This is a genomic window from Jatrophihabitans lederbergiae (assembly GCF_031845305.1).
GTDB classification, from domain to species: Bacteria; Actinomycetota; Actinomycetes; order Mycobacteriales; family Jatrophihabitantaceae; genus Jatrophihabitans_A; species Jatrophihabitans_A lederbergiae.
Genome location: NZ_JAVREH010000012.1, coordinates 1 through 23,023, shown reverse-complemented (window position 1 = coordinate 23,023; position 23,023 = coordinate 1). Strand labels below are relative to the sequence as shown.

At 67.6% G+C, this 23,023-nt stretch carries 20 protein-coding genes and 1 tRNA gene; 10 read left to right on the top strand and 11 right to left on the bottom strand.

The genetic code is table 11. The annotated features are described in order from the left end of the window. Positions 1-22 precede the first annotated feature (22 nt). Positions 23-1,381, top strand: coding sequence for a condensation domain-containing protein (locus RM423_RS11200; protein ID WP_311423117.1), 1,359 nt, complete (start codon positions 23-25; stop codon positions 1,379-1,381). On the opposite strand, the gene RM423_RS11195 is transcribed toward RM423_RS11200, so the two are convergent. The 3 genes from RM423_RS11195 to RM423_RS11185 are packed head-to-tail and all read right to left on the bottom strand — an operon-like array spanning position 1,378 to position 4,429. Next, the gene (locus RM423_RS11195) at positions 1,378-2,601 is read right to left on the bottom strand and encodes a pyridoxal-dependent decarboxylase, exosortase A system-associated (protein WP_311423116.1); all 1,224 of its coding nucleotides are present in this window, start codon (positions 2,599-2,601) and stop codon (positions 1,378-1,380) included. The two genes, RM423_RS11200 and RM423_RS11195, sit on opposite strands and share 4 nt — an antisense overlap. Beyond that, positions 2,598-4,172, bottom strand: a complete 1,575-nt coding sequence (locus RM423_RS11190; protein ID WP_449555808.1) for an acyl-CoA ligase (AMP-forming), exosortase A system-associated — start codon at positions 4,170-4,172, stop codon at positions 2,598-2,600. Before RM423_RS11190 ends, RM423_RS11195 begins: the two co-directional genes overlap by 4 nt. Positions 4,173-4,177: 5 nt before the next feature. Further along, positions 4,178-4,429: a phosphopantetheine-binding protein gene (locus RM423_RS11185; RefSeq protein WP_311423114.1), complete on the bottom strand. Its 252-nt coding sequence runs from the start codon at positions 4,427-4,429 to the stop codon at positions 4,178-4,180. Positions 4,430-4,684: 255 nt separating this feature from the next. Between RM423_RS11185 and RM423_RS11180 the strand changes: the two genes are divergently transcribed. Beyond that, positions 4,685-6,607 (top strand): condensation domain-containing protein, encoded by a 1,923-nt coding sequence (locus RM423_RS11180; protein WP_311423113.1) that lies wholly within the window; start codon positions 4,685-4,687, stop codon positions 6,605-6,607. Between the two features lie 65 nt (positions 6,608-6,672). Here the strand turns inward: RM423_RS11180 and RM423_RS11175 are convergent, their stop codons facing one another. Further along, positions 6,673-7,752 (bottom strand): hypothetical protein, encoded by a 1,080-nt coding sequence (locus tag RM423_RS11175; RefSeq protein WP_311423112.1) that lies wholly within the window; start codon positions 7,750-7,752, stop codon positions 6,673-6,675. Between the two features lie 360 nt (positions 7,753-8,112). Between RM423_RS11175 and RM423_RS11170 the strand changes: the two genes are divergently transcribed. The 4 genes from RM423_RS11170 to RM423_RS11155 all read left to right on the top strand — a co-directional run bounded on the left by RM423_RS11170 (position 8,113) and on the right by RM423_RS11155 (position 10,882). Next, positions 8,113-9,072 (top strand): hypothetical protein, encoded by a 960-nt coding sequence (locus tag RM423_RS11170; protein ID WP_311423111.1) that lies wholly within the window; start codon positions 8,113-8,115, stop codon positions 9,070-9,072. Between the two features lie 237 nt (positions 9,073-9,309). Continuing rightward, positions 9,310-9,498 (top strand): hypothetical protein, encoded by a 189-nt coding sequence (locus RM423_RS11165; RefSeq protein ID WP_311423110.1) that lies wholly within the window; start codon positions 9,310-9,312, stop codon positions 9,496-9,498. Positions 9,499-9,615: 117 nt separating this feature from the next. After that, positions 9,616-9,750: a hypothetical protein gene (locus tag RM423_RS11160; protein WP_311423109.1), complete on the top strand. Its 135-nt coding sequence runs from the start codon at positions 9,616-9,618 to the stop codon at positions 9,748-9,750. 40 nt (positions 9,751-9,790) lie between these two features. Next, entirely contained in the window at positions 9,791-10,882 is a 1,092-nt protein-coding gene (locus RM423_RS11155; protein WP_311423108.1) for a DNA topoisomerase IB, read from the top strand. 52 nt (positions 10,883-10,934) lie between these two features. Here the strand turns inward: RM423_RS11155 and RM423_RS11150 are convergent, their stop codons facing one another. Together RM423_RS11150 and RM423_RS11145 are read right to left on the bottom strand one after the other, a co-directional pair. After that, positions 10,935-12,386, bottom strand: a complete 1,452-nt coding sequence (locus RM423_RS11150; protein ID WP_311423107.1) for an MFS transporter — start codon at positions 12,384-12,386, stop codon at positions 10,935-10,937. A gap of 163 nt (positions 12,387-12,549) precedes the next feature. Beyond that, the gene (locus RM423_RS11145; RefSeq protein ID WP_311423106.1) at positions 12,550-13,281 is read right to left on the bottom strand and encodes a TetR/AcrR family transcriptional regulator; all 732 of its coding nucleotides are present in this window, start codon (positions 13,279-13,281) and stop codon (positions 12,550-12,552) included. 118 nt (positions 13,282-13,399) lie between these two features. Here RM423_RS11145 and RM423_RS11140 point away from each other — a divergent pair, with 118 nt between their 5' ends. Next, positions 13,400-14,437 carry an MBL fold metallo-hydrolase gene (locus tag RM423_RS11140; protein WP_311423105.1) on the top strand — a complete coding sequence of 346 codons (1,038 nt, stop codon included), beginning with the start codon at positions 13,400-13,402 and terminating at the stop codon, positions 14,435-14,437. 61 nt (positions 14,438-14,498) lie between these two features. On the opposite strand, the gene RM423_RS11135 is transcribed toward RM423_RS11140, so the two are convergent. From RM423_RS11135 to RM423_RS11125, 3 genes are all read right to left on the bottom strand, one after another. Further along, entirely contained in the window at positions 14,499-15,278 is a 780-nt protein-coding gene (locus tag RM423_RS11135) for an HAD-IIA family hydrolase (RefSeq protein WP_311423104.1), read from the bottom strand. Positions 15,279-15,418: 140 nt separating this feature from the next. Beyond that, positions 15,419-16,129, bottom strand: coding sequence for a S8/S53 family peptidase (locus tag RM423_RS11130; protein WP_311423103.1), 711 nt, complete (start codon positions 16,127-16,129; stop codon positions 15,419-15,421). After that, a complete protein-coding gene (locus RM423_RS11125) occupies positions 16,042-17,361 on the bottom strand; it encodes a S53 family peptidase (RefSeq protein ID WP_311423102.1) in 1,320 nt (439 codons plus the stop codon). The genes RM423_RS11130 and RM423_RS11125 overlap by 88 nt, the downstream gene beginning before the upstream one ends. A 153-nt stretch (positions 17,362-17,514) precedes the next feature. On the opposite strand from RM423_RS11125, the gene RM423_RS11120 reads away from it, so the two are divergent. Together RM423_RS11120 and RM423_RS11115 are read left to right on the top strand one after the other, a co-directional pair. Beyond that, the gene (locus RM423_RS11120; protein ID WP_311423101.1) at positions 17,515-18,135 is read left to right on the top strand and encodes a glucodextranase DOMON-like domain-containing protein; all 621 of its coding nucleotides are present in this window, start codon (positions 17,515-17,517) and stop codon (positions 18,133-18,135) included. A gap of 106 nt (positions 18,136-18,241) precedes the next feature. Continuing rightward, positions 18,242-19,273 carry an aldo/keto reductase gene (locus tag RM423_RS11115; protein ID WP_311423100.1) on the top strand — a complete coding sequence of 344 codons (1,032 nt, stop codon included), beginning with the start codon at positions 18,242-18,244 and terminating at the stop codon, positions 19,271-19,273. Between the two features lie 132 nt (positions 19,274-19,405). On the opposite strand, the gene RM423_RS11110 is transcribed toward RM423_RS11115, so the two are convergent. Then, positions 19,406-21,001, bottom strand: a complete 1,596-nt coding sequence (locus RM423_RS11110) for a S53 family peptidase (RefSeq protein ID WP_311423099.1) — start codon at positions 20,999-21,001, stop codon at positions 19,406-19,408. A gap of 123 nt (positions 21,002-21,124) precedes the next feature. Between RM423_RS11110 and RM423_RS11105 the strand changes: the two genes are divergently transcribed. Continuing rightward, positions 21,125-21,209: transfer RNA gene (locus RM423_RS11105), tRNA-Ser, on the top strand. Positions 21,210-21,857: 648 nt separating this feature from the next. Here the strand turns inward: RM423_RS11105 and RM423_RS11100 are convergent. Continuing rightward, positions 21,858-22,880: a hypothetical protein gene (locus RM423_RS11100; RefSeq protein WP_311423098.1), complete on the bottom strand. Its 1,023-nt coding sequence runs from the start codon at positions 22,878-22,880 to the stop codon at positions 21,858-21,860. Positions 22,881-23,023 lie beyond the last annotated feature (143 nt).

The following is a 23,023-nucleotide window of genomic DNA, read 5'->3' as shown; positions in this document are numbered from 1 at the left end:
TCGAGCCGAGAGGGAGGCGACCGTGCCCGTCGAAACTCCACTCAGTTTCGGGCAGCTCTACAGCTGGCGCGAGATCGATGCCTATCCGGACGACTGCAAGCACGAAGCGAACCTCTCGGCCACCTGGGACCTGCGGGGCTTTTCGTTGCACCGGGTCTTGGCCGTGCTCCGCCAGCTGAGTGACTGGCACGAGCCGTTGCGCACCACCTACGAGGTGCGCAACGGGGTGCCGGTCCAGCACGTGCACGACGACCTGGCGATGCCGGTGGAGCGGCTCGACCGCCCGGTCCCCGATGCCGGAGACCCCGAGCGCACGACGGCTGCCCTGATCGAGCGACCCTTTGCCATGACCGGAGACCCGGGCTGGCGGGCGCTGCTGGTGACCACCGGCGACGAGCCGATGTTCTGCTCGCTGTCGTTCTCGCATCTGATCCTCGATGTCTGGTCCGTTCTCGAGTTGACCGAGCAGGCCAGGGCGTTACTGGCCGGTGTGCCGGCGGGCGAGGTGGCCGTCCGGGTGGGTCCGTCGCCGCGCGTGCTGGCGGACCGACAACGCGACGAAAGCAGTGCCGGCCGCCGGGCGGGTGCGCAACGGTACTGGCGGAACATCCTGTCCGAGCAGGTGATCGACTCGCTGCCCGCTCTTGAGGACGGCGAGCAACGACCTCGGATCCAGGCGACTCTGCACTCGCACCGCCTCGGCGTCCTGGCCGGGCAGGCGGCGAAGTCCCTCGGGGTGACGCCTCCATCGGTAATGCTGGGGGTTCTCGCCGCGGCGCTGTCCGAGCGCACCGGGGTCGAGCCGCTTCCGATCGGCCTGATGTCGTCCAACCGCTTCCCTCCAGAGCTCCGGCACGTCGTGGGCACCCTGAACCAGTTGATTCCGGTGCTGGCCACAGTGGACTATGGATCGTCGCTGTCGGATCACATCACGCGAGTGCACTGGGCGGGCGCGAAGGCCTATCGCTACTCCTGTTATGACATCGATGCCGTCGGCGACCTGGCCCGGCAGGCGTCGGCAGACCGACGGGCCGGGCAGTTCAACAGCCTGTTCCGGTGCTGGTTCAACCATATCCAGCTGGACGACAAGACCCCGGACGCAGCCGACGAGACCCCGGCGGAGCTGGAATGGAACCCCATGGCACGTCAGTTCGGCCAGCCCCTGGACGTGCGGGTCACCGTCAGGAACGGGCGTACCAGCATCGCCCTGCGAGCCGATTCGGAGCTTCTGGACGAGCGGCAGCTTGTTGACACCTTGCGGACCGTGGCGCTCGGCGTGCAACGTGCGGCGATGGAACCGGCCGCGAACCTGAAGGAGCTGTGGATCGATCCCGGCACCAGCGTGGATCCCACACTGTTCCCCGAGGAATCCGCTAGCTAGACCAGCACCTCAACCGGCGCCGGATGGCTGAGAAACCCGGTGGGACTGGCTGTCAGGCCGTAAGCACCGGCCTGGAATATCGCAATCAGGTCCCCGATCCCGGCCACCGGCAGCTCGACGTCCTCACCGAGTAGGTCCAACGGGGTGCACAGCGCGCCGACCACGCTGACCGTCTCCGTCGGACCGGCCCCCATCCGGTTGGCGACCGCGATCGGGTAATTGCGCCGGATCGCCTGGCCGAGATTGCCGGACGCCGCGAGCTGGTGGTGCATGCCGCCGTCGACGACCAGGAACGTCTTGCCCCTGGACTGCTTACGGTCCACCACGCGGGTGACGTAGACGCCCGCCTCACCGACCAGGTAACGGCCGAGCTCCAGCACGACCCGCGCCTCGGGCAGCGTGGGACGGACCAGCCCGGTCATCAGCACCTCGAGGTTGTCGCCCACCTGGGCCACCTCGAGGGCGACGTCGCGCGAGGAGTACGGAATGCCGAATCCACCGCCCAGATTGAGGTATCGCACTGGTACGGGTGCGGCATCGGCTAGTCGCAGGATCAGCTCGACGGTTCGCCGTTGCGCCTCGCACAGGCTGTCGGCGCGCAGGTTCTGGGAGCCCGCGAAGACGTGGAATCCCTGGAACTCCACCCGAGGGTCGGGAAGCGTTGCCAGCATCGCCGGCACCTGCTCACAGTCGATGCCGAACTGCTGCGGGCCGCCACCGAGGCGCATTCCCGAGCCCCGGACGGTGAAATCAGGATTGACCCGCAGCGCCACCCGAGCCGGAATCTGCAGAGCGGTGCTCACGGACTTCACGCGGGCCAGCTCGCCGGTCGACTCCAGCTCGATGGTGACCCCGGCGGCGACCGCCTGGGTCAGCTCTGGATCGGTCTTGCCGGGGCCCGCGAAGCTCACCCGCGCCGGTGCGACCGGTGTATCGAGGGCGTGGCGCAACTCCGCGCCCGATGCCACGTCGAAGCCGTCCACCTGGCCGCTGAGGTGCTGCAGCAGGGCGGGCATCGGATTGGCCTTCACCGCGTAGTTCAGCTCGACATCAGCGGGTAGGGCCGCGCGCACGGCCGAGATGCGGCGGGTGACCAGCGCCCGGTCGTAGGCGAAGAACGGAGTGCTGCCGACGCGGGCGGCCAGCCGCTCGATGGGAATACCGCCCGGTGCCAACTGCTCGCCGACGACCCGGCCCCGTACCGTCCCCGCGACGCTCATCCCGGGACCCCCTCGGTGAGCTGCCCGCGCAGCGCCACCCGGTCGAACTTGCCGTTACCGGAGCGGGGAAGCTGGGTCAGCAGCACGATCCGCTGCGGAACCAGATAGCGCGGGAGCTCGTGTTGCAGCGTCTTGCGCAGAATGTCGACGTCGCACTCGCCGGCCACCACCAGGACGATGTGCTGGCCCAGCCGGTCGTCCGGCACCCCGAAGGCGACCGCCTCGTTCACCAGGCCACTGGCGTACGCGACCTCCTCGATCTCGGCGGGGCTGACCCGGTAGCCAGAGGTCTTGATCAGGTCATCGGTACGCCCCACGAAGTACAGAAAGCCCTCGTCGTCGCGATAGGCGACGTCGCCGGACCACACCGCGTTCTCGGTCAGCAAGCCGGCACCGGGACGAGGGATGGGACGGAAGCGCTGCGCGGTCAGGTCCGGGGCATTCCAGTATTCCAGCGCCACCAGCGCCCCGCGGTGCACGATCTCGCCGTGCTCGCCGGACTCGCACTGCGTCCCGTCCGGTCTGAGGACGAGGACGTCGGCGTTGGGAATGGCCTTTCCGATGGAATCGGGCCTGGCGTCGACCTGGGCCGGATCGAGATAGGTGGACCGGAACGCCTCGGTGAGCCCGTACATCAGGTACGGCTTCGCCGCCGGAAAGATCGACCGGAGCTGGTCCAGGGTCGTGCGCGGCATCCGGCCGCCGGTGTTGGCGAAGTACCGCAACGATGCCGTGGACTCCGCCGGCCAGGTTTGTGCCGCCAGTTGCAGCCATAACGGTGGCACACAGGTCAGCGCGGTGACCTGATGCCGGGCGCAGAGCCGGACGATCTCGCGCGGCAGCAGGTAATTCACCAGCACCAGGTGCGCGCCGGCGAACAGCGAGGTCGTCAGCTGGCTGAAGCCGGCGTCGAAGCTCAGCGGCAGCGCACCGAGCACCACGTCGTCGCCGGTGTGCTCCAGATAGCTTGCGACGCTCTCGGCGCCCGCGAGCAGGTTGCGGTGCGAGAGCACCACACCTTTCGGGCCACCGGTGCTGCCCGAGGTGTAGAAGATCGCCGCGAGGTCGGTATCGATCGCGGATGCGCTTACCGGCGCGGTGCCCGTGCCCCGGAGCGCAGCCCACGAGGTGCACCGCCAGCGCCCCGGCCCGGGATCCGCGGCGGCGGTACCGGCAACGAGGATCAGGTGCTCCGGCCGCGCCGAGGCGGCGAGTTCGGAAGCCAGGACGGCGTAGCGATCGGTGGTAGTGACGACGAAACGGGCACCACAGTCGGCGGCGACGTAGGCCACCTGCGCCGGTTTCGATACCGGGTTGGCGGGTACCAGAACGCCATCCGCGGCCGAGACCGCCAGCATGGCGACGACCGTCTCGATCCGCTTCTCCAGATACACCAGCACCCGATCACCGCGGCGAATCCCGAGATCCCGCAGGCCGGCCGCCACCCCGGCTACCTGGTCGCGTAACTGCTGGTAGCTCAGAGTCTCGTCCTGGTAGGTAAGTGCGGGACGGTCTTCCCGCCCGCACAGCAGCAACTCATCGAGCCGGATCAGCGGCCGGTGCGCGTTCATCGTCATCAGGCCGTCACCAGGTCCGAGATCGTCCGCCAGAGCGAGCCGACCGTCGCGAACGTCGCCTCGTTGAGAATCTCGTCGGGCAGCTCGAGTTCGTAGCGGTCTTCCAAATCGGCCAGCAACGCCATGATCCCCATGGAGTCCAGGCCGAGGCTTGTCAGGTCGGTGGAGTCGACCAGCTCGCCCGCGTCCGCGTAGGGCAGGTGGGGACGAAGGATGTCCTGGAACGCCAGGGGTATTCCAGTCGTAGTCATCTGCCACCTCGAACCGATGCCGACAGCCGCTCCGGTTGATCACCCGACCACCGCATAGCCTCCCGCCCGGATCGGCGGACGAGCGTAAGAATCGTGGTCAGCGGATGCGGTGTCAACGTCTGCGATCCGCAACGACGGTGGACACAATCGCCGACCGCAACCTGTCAGTGCTGCCTGCGGGCCTGCGGTCGAAAATCACGCCAGGATGAGGACTCAAACCGGCTACGGTCCAACGGCTGCCAGGGAGGGCGAGCGGTGGAGAGTCCCCTGTTGTCCGCACACAAGACCACGGACAAGACCGCGGAGCTGTGCTGGGGTCAACGCTATATCTGGCTGCGTCATCAGCAGCTGCCGGCACCTGCCCGCAACGACGCGCACATCGTGTGCCGCTTCGAGCTGCCCGCGAACGCGTCACTGGTTCGGGTGCGATCGGTGCTCAATTACCTGATCCGCAGGCATGAAGCACTGCGCACGACGTACCATCTCGACACCGATGCAGGCCCGCAGCAGCGGGTGCACCCACCCGCGGCCGTCCCGCTGCTCGCCGTGACCGCGGAGCGTGACGGCACCGCGAGCCCGTCCGAGGTCATCGAGCGGCTCAGCGCACGGGAGTTCGACCTGGCGGCCGAGTGGCCCATCCGCGCCTGCGTCATCACCACGGCAGGCGTCCCCTGCCAGCTCGTCATGGTGCTCAACCACATGGCCTTCGATGCCTGGACGATGGACCGGTTCGAGCATGAGCTGCAGGTGCTCGGCGCCGGGATCGGCAGCGGCAGGCCCGCGACCCTGGAACCGATCCGGTACCAGCCCATCGACCTGGCACGGTACGAGGCCTCACCGCAGGCGCTCGCGGCGAAGGATCGCGCGATGGCCTACTGGCGCGACGAGATCGCCGAACTGCCTGCCGACACGTTCGGCTCGCGGCGCGGCGCCAAGACCGGCACCGGTCCGGAACCGCACAGCGCCTCACTCACCTCACCGGCGCTGCTGCACGCCAGCCGCCGCATCGGCCAGCGGAACCACGTCTGGCCGTCCGTCGTCCACCTCGCCGCGTACACCACGGTGATGGCCGCTTACACCAGCGGTGAGGTGACCCACCTGTCCTTTCACGGCAATCGTGACTCGTCGGAGTACACCGACGTGATGACGTGCGCGTTCTCGCCGCTGCTGGTGCACGTCGACTGCGGGGACAATCCGAGGTTCTCAGAGGTGCTACGGCGCACCGCGGAGCGTTTCGAGCTGAGCCAGATCAATTCGCGCATTCCTTACGACGAGCTGCTGGAACTCATCTCGGCCGAGAGCTTTCGCAGGGGCGAGGCGCTGCGGATCGGCTCCGAGGTCAACTTCCTCAGCCACGCCACCGCCCGCTCCGGCGCCAGGCGAACGCGTTTCACCCGGAACCCGGCGCCGACCTCGTGGGCGGAGTACGGGGCCGACACCTACCTGCGCATCTTCGAACTGTCCGACGCCGTTGTCGTCGGCCTGAACGCGGTGTCGGCAGTCATGGACGCCGACTCGGTCGAGCGGTTCCTGAGGGCGTACGAGCAACTGCTGCTGGACTACGACGAGTCGGCCACCGACCTACGGATCGACGAGGTCACCGCCATGGCCGGATTCCTCGCGCCCACCGGTGCGGATGGCGTCCGCACCGCCACGGTGGATCTGGCCGCGGTCGAAGCGGTCCTGCTCCGGCACCCCGCAGTGCGCGCCGTCCGGCTGTCCACGGATGCGCGCGGCCTGGGTGCCGACGTCGGCGCCGTCGGAGCGATCAGCCCGGCGGAGCTGCGAACCCACTTCCTCGGCTGCCTCTATGACCATCCCGCCGTGCGCTGCCCCGACTGGTTCCGGGTACGCGATCTCACGGGCGCCGATCGCGAGGGCGCGGCCAGCCTTTCCGCCGCGATGCCGGTGATCGAGCAGGGCGACGGCCTCGCCGACGATCCGGTGCCGGTCAACTGCCCGGTCGAGCGGTTGCTTGCCGACGTGGTGGCACAGGTGAACGGGCTCGGCCTGGTCAGCCTGGCCGACAGCTACACCGTCGCCGGCGGACGGGTACTGCGCATCCCCCGGGTACTGGCCGCGCTGCGCGAGCACGGCTGGGAGGGGGTGACCTTCCAGCAGCTGGCCGGTGGCCGGCCCCTGCGAGCGCTCGCGCCGCGGCTGCACCGGGGTGTCTGAACAAACAGCGTCTGAGCAAGCCGGATGCGCCGGGGCATGGGCGGCGGCGGCAAGCCAGCCGAGAGTCAGCCGACGAGGTTGCGGCGGCCCGCTTCGACGCCGGCCTGGAAGCGGCTGACCGCTCCCAGGTCCTGCATCAGCGCGGCGATGTGCCGGCGGCAGGTGCGCACGGACATGCCCAATTTGCGGGCCAGCACCTCGTCGGTGAATCCCTTCGCCATCAGGCTGGCGATGGTACGCCGGAGGTCGTCGGCAACCTCGGCATAACCAGACTCGAAGCACTCCACCGGAGTCGCCGAATCCCACAGATGGTTGAACACATCTAGCAGGAATTGCACTACTTCAGCATTGCAGACCCGGGAGGCTGCCGGTTGCCCCTCGGTCGACCCGAGCAGCACCGCCACCGATCGGTCGAACACAACGGCCGCCCGTGGCAGATGGCTCACGGTCCGCACCACCGCGCCCGCAGCACTCACCGTCTTGATATTCATGCGCGTGGTCAGGTCGGCGCGGCTGCGGTGCTGGCAGATGATGCGCACCCGGACGCCGCGTGCCAGCAATTGGCCACACACGTGCAGAAGGTCCTCGAATTCCTCGGTGTCCTGCTTGCCCGATTGCAGCACCAGCACCTCGTCGACGCAGGCATCACCAGCAATTTTCACGGAACCCCGGACCTCCATGCCGCCGGCCAGCTGCTCGACCGCACCCGGCGCCGCGGGTCCGTGCCCGCCCCGGGCGTAGTCGCTGCGGAAGCTCTCCCGCCAGTCCTGAATCTGGGCGATCTGCTCGCGCCGGTGGGCGATCTCGAGCTCGATGGGTGAGACGTGCAACGCGGCCGCGATGTCTGGATCGACCGCCACAAGCACTGCTTCACGTCCGTCGTCGGCACGCAGCAGGCGACTGCTCATCAGTTGTTCCACCGCGTCGGCAACCTCGTCAACGTCCAGTCCCACGTCGTCGGCAACCGTTGAGAAAGCGCAGATCGGCCCATGGGTAGCGGCAAACCGATATACCCGCGCGAGATGCTCCTGCGGAACCGGGCCGGAGCTCGTCCGATCCGTCTCGCCGACCACCTTCACGATGGCCGGATAGTCGCCGAATGGGCTGCGGGCTTCAGGGACTGTTGTGTCAGTTACCAGTGCCATGGCGGTAATGAGTGATTTCTCCGTGACTGCTACTGCTTGTGTCAAGGCTGTTCCTCTCTCCGAAGCCGCCACCGGGAACGCGCGCTGCCGTGCCGAGCGCGGAACCATGGTTGCCCTGGGTGGCTGCGGTTAGCTTCGGCGTCAGCTTGCGGTGAGGGAAGGTGCAGCCGCTGCCATGGCAGCGGGTTGCCGTAATGAGACGGCCTCCGAGGGCATTTGCAGTCTCATGCGAGACTTACTGGCGGGGTTGCTCCGCGCTCTGATGATGGCAAAGGCATTCAGTCGGGATTACATATGCTCGAGTCGCTTGGGTTCTCCGTATCAGCCGAGCGGGTTTACCGATACTTGCTACGGCAACCAATGGCGAGGAACGAAGCGATCGCAGCGGCGCTGGAGCTTTCGATCGGCGACGTCGAGGGAGCCCGCGAGCAGCTCATCAAGGCTGGCCTGGTCCGAAACTCCTGGGACGACGAGAGCGCCATTGCGTTCGGCAATCCCGAGGTCGTTCTGGACGCGGCGATCCGGCAGCAGCAGGCAGAGTTGGCGCGGCGGCAGGAGCAGCTGGCAACGTCGCGCGCGGGCTTGCAATCACTCGTCAGTGATTACCTGCAGGCGACATCGCAACCGTCGCGCAGCGGTGAGGTGGTCGAGGTCATCGGCCGCGATGCCATTCATCGCGAGCTTGAGATGTGGAGTCACAAGGTCCGTTCCGAGACGCTCGCCCTGCATCCGGACACGTCCTACACCACGGACCAGTTGGCCTCGGCACAGGCGCTCGATTTGGCGGTGCTCGCACGGGGCGTGAAGATGCGCTCGGTCTACACCCAGGAGAGCCGCAACGACCCGGCCGTGCTCGCCTACCACCGGACGGTGGTCAAGCACGGTGCCGAGATCCGCTACGCCGGGGTGGTGCCGGTACGCATGCTGGTCTTCGACCGCGAAGCCGGGTTGATCCCGAGTCACACGGCCGACAACCGCCGGGCAGCCCTGCGCCTTCAGGGCGAGGGCGTTGCCGCGATGCTCGTGCTCAGCTTCGACCTGGTGTGGTCCCAAGCGATGCCTGACGACGCCTGCGACGTAGCACCCGAGCTCGACCCGGCGCCGCCCCAGCGCGGTCCCACCGACCTGGACCGGACGCTGCTGCAACTGCTGAGCATGGGCGTCAAGGACGAGGCCGCCGCCCGCCACCTGGGCGTATCCGTACGCACCGTGCGCCGTCAGATCGCCGACCTGATGGTGCGCCTGGAGGCAGGATCTCGCTTCGAGGCCGGCATGCAGGCCGCCATGCGCGGCTGGTTACGCCCACCTTTCAATACCTGAACGTTCAGGTAATTATCTGGTGCAACTTGTCCTTTGCTTTCGACGCAAGGGAAATTGAGCGCGTAGAGCAGCGACTCCAGTGTCCACATGCTGCCGCCGCAGGTCACTGTCAGCGAAACCGCTCAGGTACGGCGACATCGACTGCCACAGTCTTCCCGTGAGCACGTACGGCTCACCTCTCCACTTTTCCCCATGGCGACAAGCCGATCTGCGTCCACCTAACACAGGAGCCGACACATGTTTATCCAGACTCGATTCAGCAGCCTTCGGATGGCCCTCGCAATCGCCGGGGCCGTCGCGGCCACCGTCCTCACCCAGCATGCGGCGAGCAGCACCGGCACCTCGGCCGCCGCCCACGCGACCGCCAGCTTCTCGATGCCGGCGAAGCGCACCACGGTCACCCCGGCGGACGGCTTCCACTGGTAGACCGCTCCCGCGGCATTCGCACCACCGGTAATTCACGACAGCAATTCGCACCCCGAGTAATTCGCTGCACGGCGTTCGACACACCACCTGCCGGGCCGGGCGACATACGCTGTACGGGTGATCACGCCCGAACCGCGCACGTTGCCCGGCCTGACAGAGCAACCCGACCTGACAGAACAGGCCGGCCCGGCGGAACAGCCCAGCACTGAAGAAGCTAGATCCGGTCGCGTGTTCGTCGGCGAAGGGCACTGACATCAGCGCACTTCCGGCTCCACCGGTCGATCACCAGGCGGTGCAGCCCTCTTCCCGCAAGACACTCACCGTCGATGAGATCAACGAGCTGCACGCCGACGTGGAGCGTTGCGCCGACGTCGCCGGGCTGGTGTACGTGCTCGGTGAGCAGCCCGGATTGACCCGAGTCCGGCGGGGCAAGGGCTTCAGCTATCACGATTCCGAGCGTAAGCCGCTGACGGATGCGGAGGTGAAATCCCGCATCACCGCACTGGCCATCCCGCCTGCGTGGCGCAAGGTGTGGATCTGCCCGCATCCCGACGGCCACCTCCTGGCTACCGGTGAGGACGAGAAGGGCCGCAAGCAGTACATCTACCACCCCCGGTGGCGCGCCGTCCGGGACATGCTGAACTTCTACCGGCTCATTATGTTCTCGGCGCATCTGTCCGAGATTCGCCAGTACACCGAAGCTCAACTGCGTCGGCGGACGCTGGATCGCGACCGGGTTCTCGCCGCGATGATCCGCATCATCGACCTCAGCTACATCCGGATCGGCAACGAGGTCTACGCCGAAGAGAACGACAGTTACGGCCTGACCACGCTGACTCCCGAGCATGTCAGCGTGCACGGCGACAAGGTGTCTTTCGCCTTTCCCGCAAAGTCGGGCAAGGCCTGGGACGTGTCCATCCGCGACCGCGGCGTCGCCCGGGTCGTCCGGGCGCTGCTCGACGAGCCGGGCCGCCGGCTGTTCACGATCGACGGCAAGACGGTCACCTCGGAAGAGATGAACCAGCTGCTGTTCACGATCACCGGCGAGCACATCACCGCGAAGAACTTCCGGACCTGGGGTGGCACCCTGGCCGCGTTCAGCTACCTGAAGCGGCGACTGGACACCGACCGGGCGGCCGCGAAGGTGGTCGTCGCCGCGGTGGACGAGGCGGCGGAGACCCTGGGCAATACCCGGACGGTCGCGCGCGCCCACTACGTCCACCCGCACGTGCTCGAGACCTATACCGAGCACACCTTCGCCGACTATCTCGATCAGGCCAAGCCGCAGGACGTGCCCGGCCTCGATGCGGACGAACGCCAGCTAGCGGCCTTTCTGACCGTGCTGTTCGAGGCCGAGTTCTCGCTGCTCACCGCTGGCCCCTGACGGTCGCGCTCCGGGCCTGCGGCGTGTCAGCGATCGGTCTGGGCCGTGTGTGTCAGTGCTCACCCAGCTGCTCGGCGGGTGCCGACTTGGGCAGCAGCCAGACCAGTGCCAGGCACAGCAGGGCGATTCCGCCGACAACTGCGACGCTCACGGTCATGGCGTGGCCGGCACCCCGGTGCGCCGACTGGCTGAAGTAGATGCTGGTGACCACCGCCGAGCCGATGGCCGCGGCCAGCTGCTGGACCGCACTCAGGGCACCGCTGGCGCTGCCTGCCTCTTCCTGGGCGATGTCGCCGATCGCCACGTCATAGATGCTGCTGAAGCAGGCGCCCATGCCGATCCCGAGAACCAGGAGCGAGGGGGCAACCGCCCAGACGCCGGCCGACGTGCCCTTGGCGAGGACCGTTGCCCAGAGCCCGACGGCACCGGCGAGCGTGACGCTCAGGCCCGCAACGACCAGCCAGCGCCCCAGTTTCTCCATCAGCGGGCGGCAGACCAGGGACGCCCCGATGATGCCGACCATCATCGGCGCCAGCCCGAGTGCCGCCGCGGACGGGCCGAGCCCGAGCGCGGTCTGGAAGAACAGCGAGAGAACGTAGCCCAGCCCGTTGACCGCGGCGAAGAACGCCAGTCCGAGCACCAGTCCCGAGGTGAATCCCCGATTGGCGAGCAACGAGGGCAGGATCAGCGGGCTGGTGGCCAGTCGCTGCCGCAGCCCGAAGCCGGCGAGCAGCACCGCGCCGGCGACGAGGCTCAGGATCGGCTGCGCGGTCCATCCCGAGGTGGAGCCCTCGATCAGCCCGTACATCAGTCCCAGCATGCTGGCGCCGAGCAGCCCTGAGCCGAGGCCGTCGATGGTGACCTCGCTGGTGGGCCCGTCCGGGGGCAGCACAGCGACGGCCGCCACCAAGCCGGCAGCGCCCAGCACAATGTTGATGAGGAACATCGGACGCCAGGACAGCCCACCCAGATCGGCGTCGATGAGGAAGCCCGCGAAGATCGGCCCCAGCACCGCCGACCCTCCTATCACCGGCCCGAACACCATGAACGCCCGCGGTAACTGCGCCCGGGAGAAGGTGGCTATCAGGATGCCGAAACCCTGCGGAATCAACAGCGCCCCGAAGCCGCCCTGCACCAGCCGCCCGACGATCAGCATGGCAAGGTCGACGGCCAGCCCGCACACCAGCGAGGCGACCGTGAAACCGGCAACGCCGGTCAGGAAGAGGCGTCGCTTGCCATACCGGTCCCCGAGCCGGCCACCGACCACGAGCAGCACGCCCATGGCCAGTGCGTAGCTGGCACCGAGCCATTTGATCAGTGACTCACCGCCGCCGATCTCGGAGACGATGGACGGCGCCGCGATGTTGGTGATGGTCGAGTCCATCAGATCCAACACGTCGGCGACCAGTACGACGGCGAGGATTGCACGCAGGCGGCGGGTGAGCCGGGTTGAACCGGTATTGGTATCGGTGTTGATATCGGCAGTGGCAGTGGGTGCGGTCATGGGAAGTCCCTTCAGGGCATGGGTTCAGAGCGGCTGCCGGGCACGGGCGCGCCACGGCATGGCATGGCGAACTCACCCGAGGCACGAAAGGGCTGTGTCGCGGGTGACAGCGGAAGGTGGAAGTGCGGAAGGTATCCACGTGGCCGCCGGTGCGGCCGGGGGGTCAGTGGCCCCGCGCCTGCTCAGCCACCCGGCGGGATTGCCCCTTATCAGGACGGGGAGTGTGCAGAACCCCGTTGATCAGCACGTCGAAGCCCCAGGCGAAGCGATCACGCCCCGGTCCGGACAGCAGATCGGCTCCGATCGCGGCGATGTGCGGATAGTCCTCGGACGACACGTCGCGCAGCGCGACGGCCAGTACCTCCTCTTCTTCTTGTGCAGTGCTGGCCTGCTCACGCGTGCCGTGCTCGGCAGCGTTCGTCGTCGCGAACTGCAGCAGCAGGTCCACGCCCCAGGCAGCCCGGTCGGCCGGGACCGCACCCTCGCTCAGCAACGAGAGCAGGGCTTCTACCAAGGCCAGGTAGCAAGGTCCGGACGGACGGGCGACGAGAGCGGACCGTGCCAGGCTCGGGTGCTCGAACAGCACCTCGGTGTAGGACGTCAGTATCTGGGCGAGCCCGTTCCGCCAGTCCCCCCGCCCGCGGCTGGGGCTGAGATCGACCGTGCCGAGCAGTTCGTCCAGCATGGCGGCGTGCAGCTCGGCGGTATTGCGGACGTAGACATAGAGCGAGGCCGCGCCGGTATCCAGCTCCTGAGCGAGGCGCCGCATCGTGGTGCGCTCCAACCCCTCCGTGCGCATCAGCTCAACGGCCGTCTTGACGATCCCCTCGCGCGTCAGGGCCGGCTTGGCCGGACGCTCGCGGCGGCTGGCGGATGGACGGGTCTCGGATGCCATGCCCAAACTCTAACGAACATGTTCGCTCCGAACAAGTTCGTCAGCAAGATTTCTTCGGGGTGGCGCGCGTCACGGCTGCGGAAATGTGCCGGATAGCCGCCCGTGATAGACCTGCCCGATGAGCGATGCCAGGACTGCCTGGGCCGAGCCGGACCCGCAGGACCTCGGCGGCGGGGTCTTCCGCGTTCCGTTGCCATTGCCCAACGACGGGCTGCGTGCGGTGAACGTGTACGCCATCGAGTCCGACACCGGACTGGTCATGATCGACGGTGGCTGGGCGCTGGCCGAGAGCGAGGACCGGCTTGCCGCCTCGCTCAAGCACCTCGGGTTCTCGATGGCCGACATCACGACCTTCCTGGTGACCCATATGCATCGCGACCACTACACGCAGGCGATCGCGGTCCGGCGTAAGTTCGGGGCGCGGGTCAGCGTGGGCGCCGGCGAGGAGCCGAACCTGCGCGCGACCGTCGAGTGGACCCGCGGGGAGCGCTCGGCCATCGACGTGGACCACCTGCTGCGCGCCGGCGCCGGGTCGCTGGTGGAACGGTTGCAGCTGCTGCGCTCGGACGAGCAGCCCGGCTCGGCCGAGGACTGGGAGGCGCCGGACGAGTGGCTGGCCGACGACGCCCGGATCACCGCCGGCAGCCGGACGCTGCGGGTCATCGCCACCCCGGGCCACACCCGAGGGCATGTGGTCTTCCACGACGCGCAGGCCGAGTTGCTGTTCGCCGGTGACCACGTGCTGCCCCAGATCACCCCGTCCATCGGGTTCGAGCCGGCCAAGGCGCCGCTGCCGCTGCGGGACTACCTGCAGTCGCTGCGGCTGATGCAGGAGCTGCCCGACGCCCGGCTGCTGCCCGCGCACGGGCCGGCCACCGGCAGCGTGCACGAGCGGGTCGGCGAGCTGCTCGCCCACCACGAGGACCGGCTCAGCGCCACCGCCCAGGTCGCACTCGCCGGAGCGGCGACCGCGCTGGAGGCCGCGACCGCGCTGCCGTGGACCCGGCGCGGTTTTCCCTTCGAGAATCTGGACCTGTTCAACCAGCTGCTCGCGGTGTCCGAGACCGCCGCTCATCTGGACGTGCTGGTGCTGCAGGGACGGCTGGCCAGCAGCCGCACCGCCGAGGGTGTGCAGCTGTACCAGGCCGTGCGCTGACCGCCCACTGGTCGAGCTCGCGCGGCAGCTCAGGGTTCCGCTGCCATCCGCTCAGATCGGCTCAGATCAGTTCGATGACCTCGGCGATCGAGCTGAGCACGCGGCCCGGCCGGTAGGGAAAGCGCTCGACCTCCCCGATCTTGGTGGACCCGGTGAGCACCAGAATCGTCTCGAGGCCGGCCTCGATCCCCGCGACGACATCGGTGTCCATCCGGTCGCCGATCATGGCGGTGTTCTCGGAGTGGGCCTCGATTCGGTTCAGCGCGCTGCGGAACATCATCGGGTTCGGCTTGCCGACGAAGTACGGCGCCTTGCCGGTGGCTCGGGTGATCAGCGCGGCCACCGCACCGGTCGCGGGCAGCGGCCCCTCGGCCGACGGCCCGGTGACATCCGGGTTCGTGGCGATGAAACGGGCGCCTGCGCCGATCAGCCGGATCGCCTTGGTGATGGCCTCGAAGGAGTAGGTGCGGGTCTCGCCGAGCACCACGTAATCCGGCTCGGTGTCGGTGAGGGTGTAACCGACCTCGTGCAGCGCGGTGGTGAGTCCCGCCTCGCCGATGACGTACGCCGAGCCGTTCGGCAGCTGATCCGCCAGAAACACCGCCGTCGCCATGGCCGAGGTCCAGATCGCACGCTCGGGTACCTGTAGGCCGGCCCGGGCCAGCCGCGCCGCGAGATCGCGCGGGGTGTAGATCGAGTTGTTGGTCAGCACCAGGAACGGCCGTTCACGTTCGACCAGCGTCCGCAGGAACTCGGCGGCACCCGGAAGCGCCTGGTCTTCGTGGACCAGCACGCCGTCCATGTCGGTCAGCCAGCACTCGATGGGCGGTCGCACTGTCATCGCATGTCCTCCGCCGATCGCATCGGGAAACGGTCCGCGGCGGGGTGTCCGCCCACTCCGAGCTTACGACCCGACATGCGCGCAAGGCGGTCTCGCGTACCGGAAACGGCCGTCCTCGAAGACGACCGAGCCGGTGCTGCCTAGTGCGTTGCCTCAGCCTTGACGAAGGTCGCGCCGTTCGGCGTGCCACGTCCGGTGATGTTGTCGTAGCCGTACCGGCTGTACTGGGTATCGCCGGCCTCGAAGGTGCCGAGGTACCCGCCGGCCGTGCTGGCGAAGTGGATCGGGGAGTGCGGCACGACATCGCGGTACACCGACGTGCTCATCGAGTACAGCAGCGGGTTGGCGAAGCCGATCGCGAAGCCGCGGCCCTGGCTGGCGATCGCCTGGATGCCTGCGATCAGCGGGCACGCGAGGCTGGTTCCGCCGATGGCGCTGATGCTGAAGCTGCCACCGGTGGTCTGGCCGATGTAGAAGCCGGTGTACGGGTCGGCGTCCGCCGCGATGTCGGGCACGACGCGCATCGCGGTCGAGCCGTTCGCCTTCGACAGCGCGGACGGAACCGCCACCGCCTGGTAGTACGGCTGCTTGAACAGCGTGCTGGTACCGCCACCGGCGCCGAACACGAAGTCACCGGGCAGCGCGCCGGAGTACATCGCCTTGGTGCCGGAGTAGTCGACCGAGTCGAGCGAGGTCTCCCAGCCGGTCTCGGCGACTCTGTTGTTCGCCTTGTCGAGCAGCAGGCTGGTTCCGCCCACCGCGGTCACGTTCGGGTCGGAGGCGGAGTAGTCGGGCTGCGGGGTGAGGCCGTTGACGACCTCGTCGCCGCTGTCGCCGGAGGAGAAGTACATGCCGATGCCCTCGGCAGCGCCTGGACGAAGATCGAGTGCTCCAACGCCACCTCGTCGGCGGGCAACTGCTCGCCCTGGTTGCCGTAGGAGTTGCTGACGATGTCCGCGGTGTGGTTCTGCACCACGTAGTTCAGCGCGTCGTCGATGCCGGTATCGCAGTTCTTGGCGCCGATGTAGTGGATGTTCGCGGCGGGAGCCATCGCGTGGACGGCCTCGACGTCGAGGGTCTGCTCACCGTTCCAACCGGCCTCGCCACCGCACTCGCCCTGCAGGGTGAAGGGCGTGAAGGCGGTCTGGGTGTACTGGCCCGGCTTGAAGGTGGGCTCGGCGAAGTGGCGGGCGTAGGCGTTGGCATCCGCGAGCATGGTCGGTGAGGCGTAGGCGTCGATGATCGCAACCGTGACGCCTTGGCCGTTGGTGCCCTTGTTCACGAGGGCCTTGGTGCCGTACGCGGTGCGCAGCGAGGCGGGCGAGTAGCCGCAGACGTAGGTGTTGAACCTCGTCTGGTTGTAGGCCTTCGGAAGCGTCTGGGTGTACTGGCCCCAGTAGTTCGAGCACCGGCTCGCCGGCGGCCGGATCGCGGCGGGCTTCGGGGTGCCCGACCAGGCGCGCGCGGAGACCAGCGCGGTGGAGGGCTTGACCTTCTCCGTCAGCGGCTTGCGGAGCGTGGACCCCTGGGACAGGCCGGTCACCGTGGAGACGTCCGCGGCAATGGAGCCCGGCACCGTGACGGTGCGGGCGGGGGCGCGCAGGGTCTTGCCGTTCAGCGAGTAGGTGCGCAAGGTCGTGCCGAACGCCTTGTTCAGCTGCGTCACGGTCCCGGTCGCGCTGACCCAGCGGTTGCCCGAGCTCACACCGTCGACGTGCACGCCGGCTCCGGCGAGGAACGCCTTGACCCGGTTGACGGCCTGGGCGGTGGGCGCGAAGCGGAGGTTGAATGCCGCCGCGGTCAGGTACTTGCCGTACGTCACGCTCGACGGCCTGCTGACATCGGCGGCCAGCTTCTCGGCGGCAGCGGCGTCGTGCAACTGCATGGCGACGCGGATGGACACCCTCGTCGCCGGAGCCGGGGCGCCGGTGACCGTGGCCGACTGCACCCACTCAGGGGTGGTGCCCGCGACCGCGGCGCGCGAAACCGACGGCGCGGCGCCGGCCGTTCCCTGCAGGGCTGGAATCAACAGCGTGCCGGCGCTGACCACCGCCAGTCCCAGTTTGACCTGCTTGGAAACCATGCACTTCCTCCGATGTAGCCGCAGTGGGGCAGCAGTGGGGTAGTAGTGGCAAGTAAAAATAATGTAAGGAAGCTGTTGAGTGTAGACGCTACACGCGCAGGACGGCGCCGGCTGCCTCAATTTGCTCGATGGTCGATTACGGATTTAGTGGGCGTGCAGTTGAACTTCATGCACATTCACGGTTCGGTGCCCTTGACGGCATTTGTTGCGGCCTCCAACATGACCACGTCCCTCTGCGCGGAGGTCCCGACGTTCGGCAACACGCTCGGTGCGCAGCTGCTCGACGTGTACGTGCACAGCGGCGCGGGCGGTTCCACCTCGGCCGCGTACGCCAGCCGCAACTACACCATCGCGGGTGCGGACGCGTGGAACCAGCGACTCGAGGTTCAGGGCTTTCAGGGATCGCTGTGGACGACGCCGAGCGGAACCAGCCCCGGCACGGTGAGCGCGGTCGTCGCCTCGACGCTGACGAAGACGATCACCATCGCGTTGCCGGCCGCGCAGTTCGGGACGCCGACGTCGGACTGGTCGTTCTCGGTGGTGCTCACCGGACAGGACGGCTACAGCTCTGACCAGGCGCGCGGTTTCACCAACCCGGCGCAGGACTACCAGTTCGGGGTGTGCCCGGTGGGTGGCACGGCGCCGATCTGCTCTCGCGACCCGAACAGCGTGCCGAAGGCGATGGACGTGCTGACGCCGGCTGGCGTGTCGCAGTCGGCTGAGCTGGACCCGACGAACGGTCCGGTGGTGGTGCGCGGCGTTCCGGTCCCCTAGCGGCGGGTGCTGCTGGTCATCCTGGGCTGCCGCGTTCGCCTTGATGATCAACAGCGGCGGTCGGCGTGGTGTAGGAAGGAAGAGCCACCAATCCTGAGGAGTACGCATGCAATACCGGCTGCTTGGCCGTAGTGGAACGGCTGTTTCCAACCTGGCCCTGGGCACCATGACCTTCGGCACCGAGACCGACGAGGACGGTGCGCACGCCCAGCTGCACCGGTTCCTCGATGCCGGCGGCAACCTGGTCGACACCGCCGACGTGTACAGCGGCGGGGCGAGCGAAGAGCTAATCGGCAGGTGGTTCGCGGCCAACCCGGGCCAGCGCAGCCGGATCGTGCTGGCCACCAAGGGCCGGTTCCCGATGGGCGACGGGGCCAACGACCTCGGGTTGTCCCGGCGGCACCTGCAGATGGCTTTGGATGCCTCGTTGCGCCGGCTGCAGACCGAGTGGATCGACCTGTACCAGGTGCACGCGCACGATCCGCTGACCCCGATCGACGAGACGCTGCGGTTTCTCGACGATGCGGTTCGGGCAGGCAAGATCAACTACATCGGGCTGTCGAACTTCACTGGCTGGCAGCTGCAGCAGGCGGTCGACTTCGCCGATCACCACAACCTGAACCGGCCGGTCACGCTGCAACCGCAGTACAACCTGCTGGCCCGCGAGATCGAGTGGGAGATCGTTCCGGCGAGCCTGGCGAACGGGCTGGGGCTGCTGCCATGGTCGCCGCTCGGTGGCGGCTGGCTGACCGGCAAGTACAACAAGGAGGAGCGGCCGACGGGTGCCACCCGGCTGGGTGAGAATCCGGACCGGGGCGTCGAGGCGTACGAGGGACGCTCCAGCCGGCAGCGGACGTGGGACGTGGTCGATGCGGTTCGTGCCATTGCCGACGACCTGAACTCGACGATGGCGCGGGTGGCGCTCGCCTGGTTGTCTGACCAGCCTGCCGTTACGTCGGTGATCCTGGGCGCCCGGACGACCGAGCAGCTCGAGGACAACCTGCTCGCGGCGGACCTGCACCTGAGCGAGGAGCAGCTGGCTCGGCTCGACATCGCCAGCGACCCGCAGCCGGCGGATTACCCGTACGGCGAGGCGGGCGTGCAGCAGCGCTCCCGCAAGATCCAGGGCGGTCGCTGAGTCGGTTCCTTCTCGGTCGCGCTGAGCGCCTGCGGGCGCTGTTTAGGCTTCGGGCTAGCCGGGTGTCGTCCCCCGGCTAGCCCGAACTTCATTGCGGTCTTGTCCTCCACGGCGCGCGGTTACTCGCGCTGCTCAGTCCGTCGAGTTGCCGCCCTGTTGCAGGGCGGCAAGCAGCCGGCCACCATCCGGAACGCCCAGCCCGGTGCAGGCATCCCAGCCCGGTTCCGCCTGATAGGCGCCGTTGTTTCCACTGGTGATGTCACGAAATCCTGGAACCACCGCACCAGCGCGGACCGCGCCGTACAACACCGGCTGGAGAAGTCCCAACTTCCGTCCGGTTGCCTGGGCCAGCCGCGCGACCAGGGCGGCCCAGAGCGGAGCCACCGCACTGGTGCCGCCGATGACCAGGTCCTGGCCGTCCACGCGGACCCGATAACCGGTCTGCGGGTCGGCCACCCCGGCTACGTCCGGCACGCCTCGTCCGGTCTTGCCAGCGAGCGTCGGAATGCCCGCGGCGGCCTGCCAGCTCGGTTGCGGGAAGGTGTCGCTGACGCCGCCGCCCGTGGCGCCGTTGCCGGAACCGTTGTTCCACACGACCTCTGACGAGACGGTTCCGGTGTTCGGGTCGGCGTTCAATCGCGTTCCACCGCAGGCCAGCGCGTGCGGGCTGGCCGCCGGGAAGTCCACGTGCGACTTGCCGTCGCTGGCGCGGTCGGTGCTGCCGTCGTCGCCTGAGGCCACCGTCACGGTCACGCCGAGTACGGCGGCATCGATGAGCACCTGGTCGAACGCGGTGCGCGCCTGCGCCGTCCAGTCGTCCTCACTCTGACCCCAGCTGATGCTGATAGCAGCCGGAGTTGGGTCGGCATGGGCGGCCTGGCTGAGGGCATCGACGAAACCGGCGTCGGTGTTAGGCGCGAAGTACACCAAGATGTTCGCGGCCGGAGCGAGCGCTCCGGCGACCTCGATGTCGAGCAGCACCTCACCGTCCGCGCCGTTGGGGTCGGCGCCGGGGACGTTCTTGGCGCCGTCGACTCCGACTGCGGTCACCTTCGGTCCGGTGATGCCGAGCTCGCCGAAGTAGCAGTCGAGATCGGACTGCGCGAAGCCGCCGCCGAGCTCGATGATGCCGATCGTCTGGTCGCTGCCGTCCGTACCTTCGGGAAAGTCATAGATCTTGCCGAGCTGCGTCGGCGTGTAGCTGACCTGCACTGCCGCCGCGGAGGCCACTCGGAACCTCGCGCGGGTCTGCGGCCGATCATCGAGGCCCAGCACGGCAACCACCACACCGTCGAGCGGGGCGGGCACGCTGAGGCCGCCGGTGCGTTGGCGGTGCGTCACCTGGGCGCCTGCTAGGTTCGCGCTGGTCACCTGCTCAAGGGAGGTGCCGAAGATCTGGCTGAGCCGGCCGGCGGTCCCCGACACTCGGACCCGCCGCGAGGCCAGATCGGTCTCGGCAATGTCGACGCCGAGTGCTGTCAGGGCGCTGGCTACCAGCTCGGCGTCCGCGGGGTCGGCGCCGTACTGGGCAGCGAACTCCTCGCGCGGCAGCGGGTTGGCAAGGGCCTCGTCTGGAACGGGGGCGCGCCGTCGAAGCACCAGCGTGATCTCGATGCGCTGGTCGGCGGCCAGTTCGGTCGCCGCCGCCACTCCAGGGGCGGCAGGCCGCTCACTCCCCGGCAGGGGTCGCAGGTCCAGGTTGCTGAGTTGGGGGGTCGGGTTGCTCATGGGCTCAGGTCTACTCCCCGAGGCTGACAGTTCCTGATGAGTCAGCGAGGGACGGTCCGGGCGCCAGTGCCCGGCCGGCCTCTGCCAGAATTGGGTCAGGTCGGGTCCCTCGGGTCCCGCTCTGGAGGGTTCGCATAGTGGCCGAGTGCAAGCGCCTTGAAAGCGCTCGACAGGAGACTGTCCGTGGGTTCAAATCCCACACCCTCCGCAGCGAAGAGGGTCGCCCCAGCTTTTCCGGGACGGTCCTCATCGCTTTTGTTGACGCTGCGGGATTTGGGAGAAGGGCCCCGGATGAGGGACGAGTTCGGAGACCGACGGCTCCCACACCTTCGGCAGCGCAGAGCTGAGAGGAGGACCGGACAGAAGTTCAGCGACTGCGGGCACCACTTCACACAGTGTTCCCATCGGTATACCGCTCGATAGTCAGATTCAGCTATGTGCAGCTGACAGTCGCGTAGCCCAGGGACGGATTCCGAGCCGCGACCTCGACGGCATATCGCCATGCCGGTGGGCTGCGCTCATCCACCAATTGCAACTTTGAGACTGTCCGCTACCGCCGGGCGGACTGACTCCTGCTACGACTGACCCCCGCGGTTTGGTGTCTTTGCTGTTGATCTGTCGGTCCCATGAGGTTCGACGTTCAAGTCGAACGATGCGACGAGCGCTCCTGGCTGGACGCGCCGCGATGCGGTCGACACAGACGCGACGATGGTCTGGATGAGGAACTTGTGTCGGACACTGCGCCGGGTGTCGGGTGCCTCCCTGGTAGCCACACTGTGAGTAACCGCAATGGCGTTAGTCGGTCGGTGACGTTTGGTCAACGGCGCTGGGTGGCGGTGCCTCGTTTGGCGCGAAGCTAGGCGAACACGGACTGTTCGTATCGCTGTTCCAGTCGCTCGCCGAAGTTGCCATCGCGGACGGCGTTTCGAAGGTCTGCCCCGTCGAGAGCCACGACGACGATGTCGCCGGCGGAGCCACGGAGTATTTCTTTGGTTATCGTCTCGGCGAAGCCGTTCCAGGAGACGAGGAAGCCGCAACCTACTCGCCCTACGCGGTTGGCGAGCTTCGTTTTGAAGAGGACGAACTCGTCCTTACCGCATTTTCCTGACCAGTTCTTGCACTCGGCAAGCAGCAAGAAGGTCTCCTTCTGCCAGCGCCTTGCCTCGCTTGAGTTTTGGATCCGGATATCGATCTCCTCGGTCGAGGTCTTCACGCGACCGGTTGCTTGAAAGCCTGGGATCGTGTTGAAGAGCCTGGTGGTCAGCTCCTCGAGGGCGATTCCTCGCTGGTTGGCAGTGCCGGTCTGGGATGCGACGCGATCGACGAGTGCATCGAGCGGCTCAGTTCCCCATCCAGCTAGTCGCTGCCGCGTGCGTTCGACGAGGTCTTGAACGCCCGCGCTTACTGCCTCAGCCGCCTCGTTGATTTCCACGCGGATGGACAAAGCCCGGTCGTAGGCTCCCCGTAGCGAGCCAGCGTTTGTCAGCTCCGCTTCATAGATGACACCGTGAACGTTGTCGTCGAGCGTGTCCGTAACGGCGACGTCGCCCACAGTCGATGCGCGCGCTTGGACTGCTGCGAGGACCAACGCATGGTAGTCATCGACACCGAGTGGTCCGGGCCACCACTTTCTCCATCCCGTCTCCTCGATGGAGGCGACCATGCGGTGCCCGTCACGCCGCAGGGTTCCGCCCAGCGAGATATAGCGCATCCCTTTGGCGTCGACCCTGTCAACCACTTCGATCCGGGGCCCGTCGGGTAAATCAGCCACCTCCACCGCTGCTAGCTCAGATCGCATTAGCACAACGGGCTCGTCCCACTCATCACCGTCTTCCGCGGCAGCGGCCAGTCGGTCACGAATCTCGTCATGCCTTGTCATGAATGGACCCTAGCCCCAATACCGTTCAGTTAAGCTTACAGCGGTGTAGTTTGGTGGTATGCCTCGTGCTGGGTGGGTGAAGCCGGAGTCGGATCGTCGGTTGTCGGATTTGGTGTCGGTGGGGGTGTTGACCCGGGTGTTTC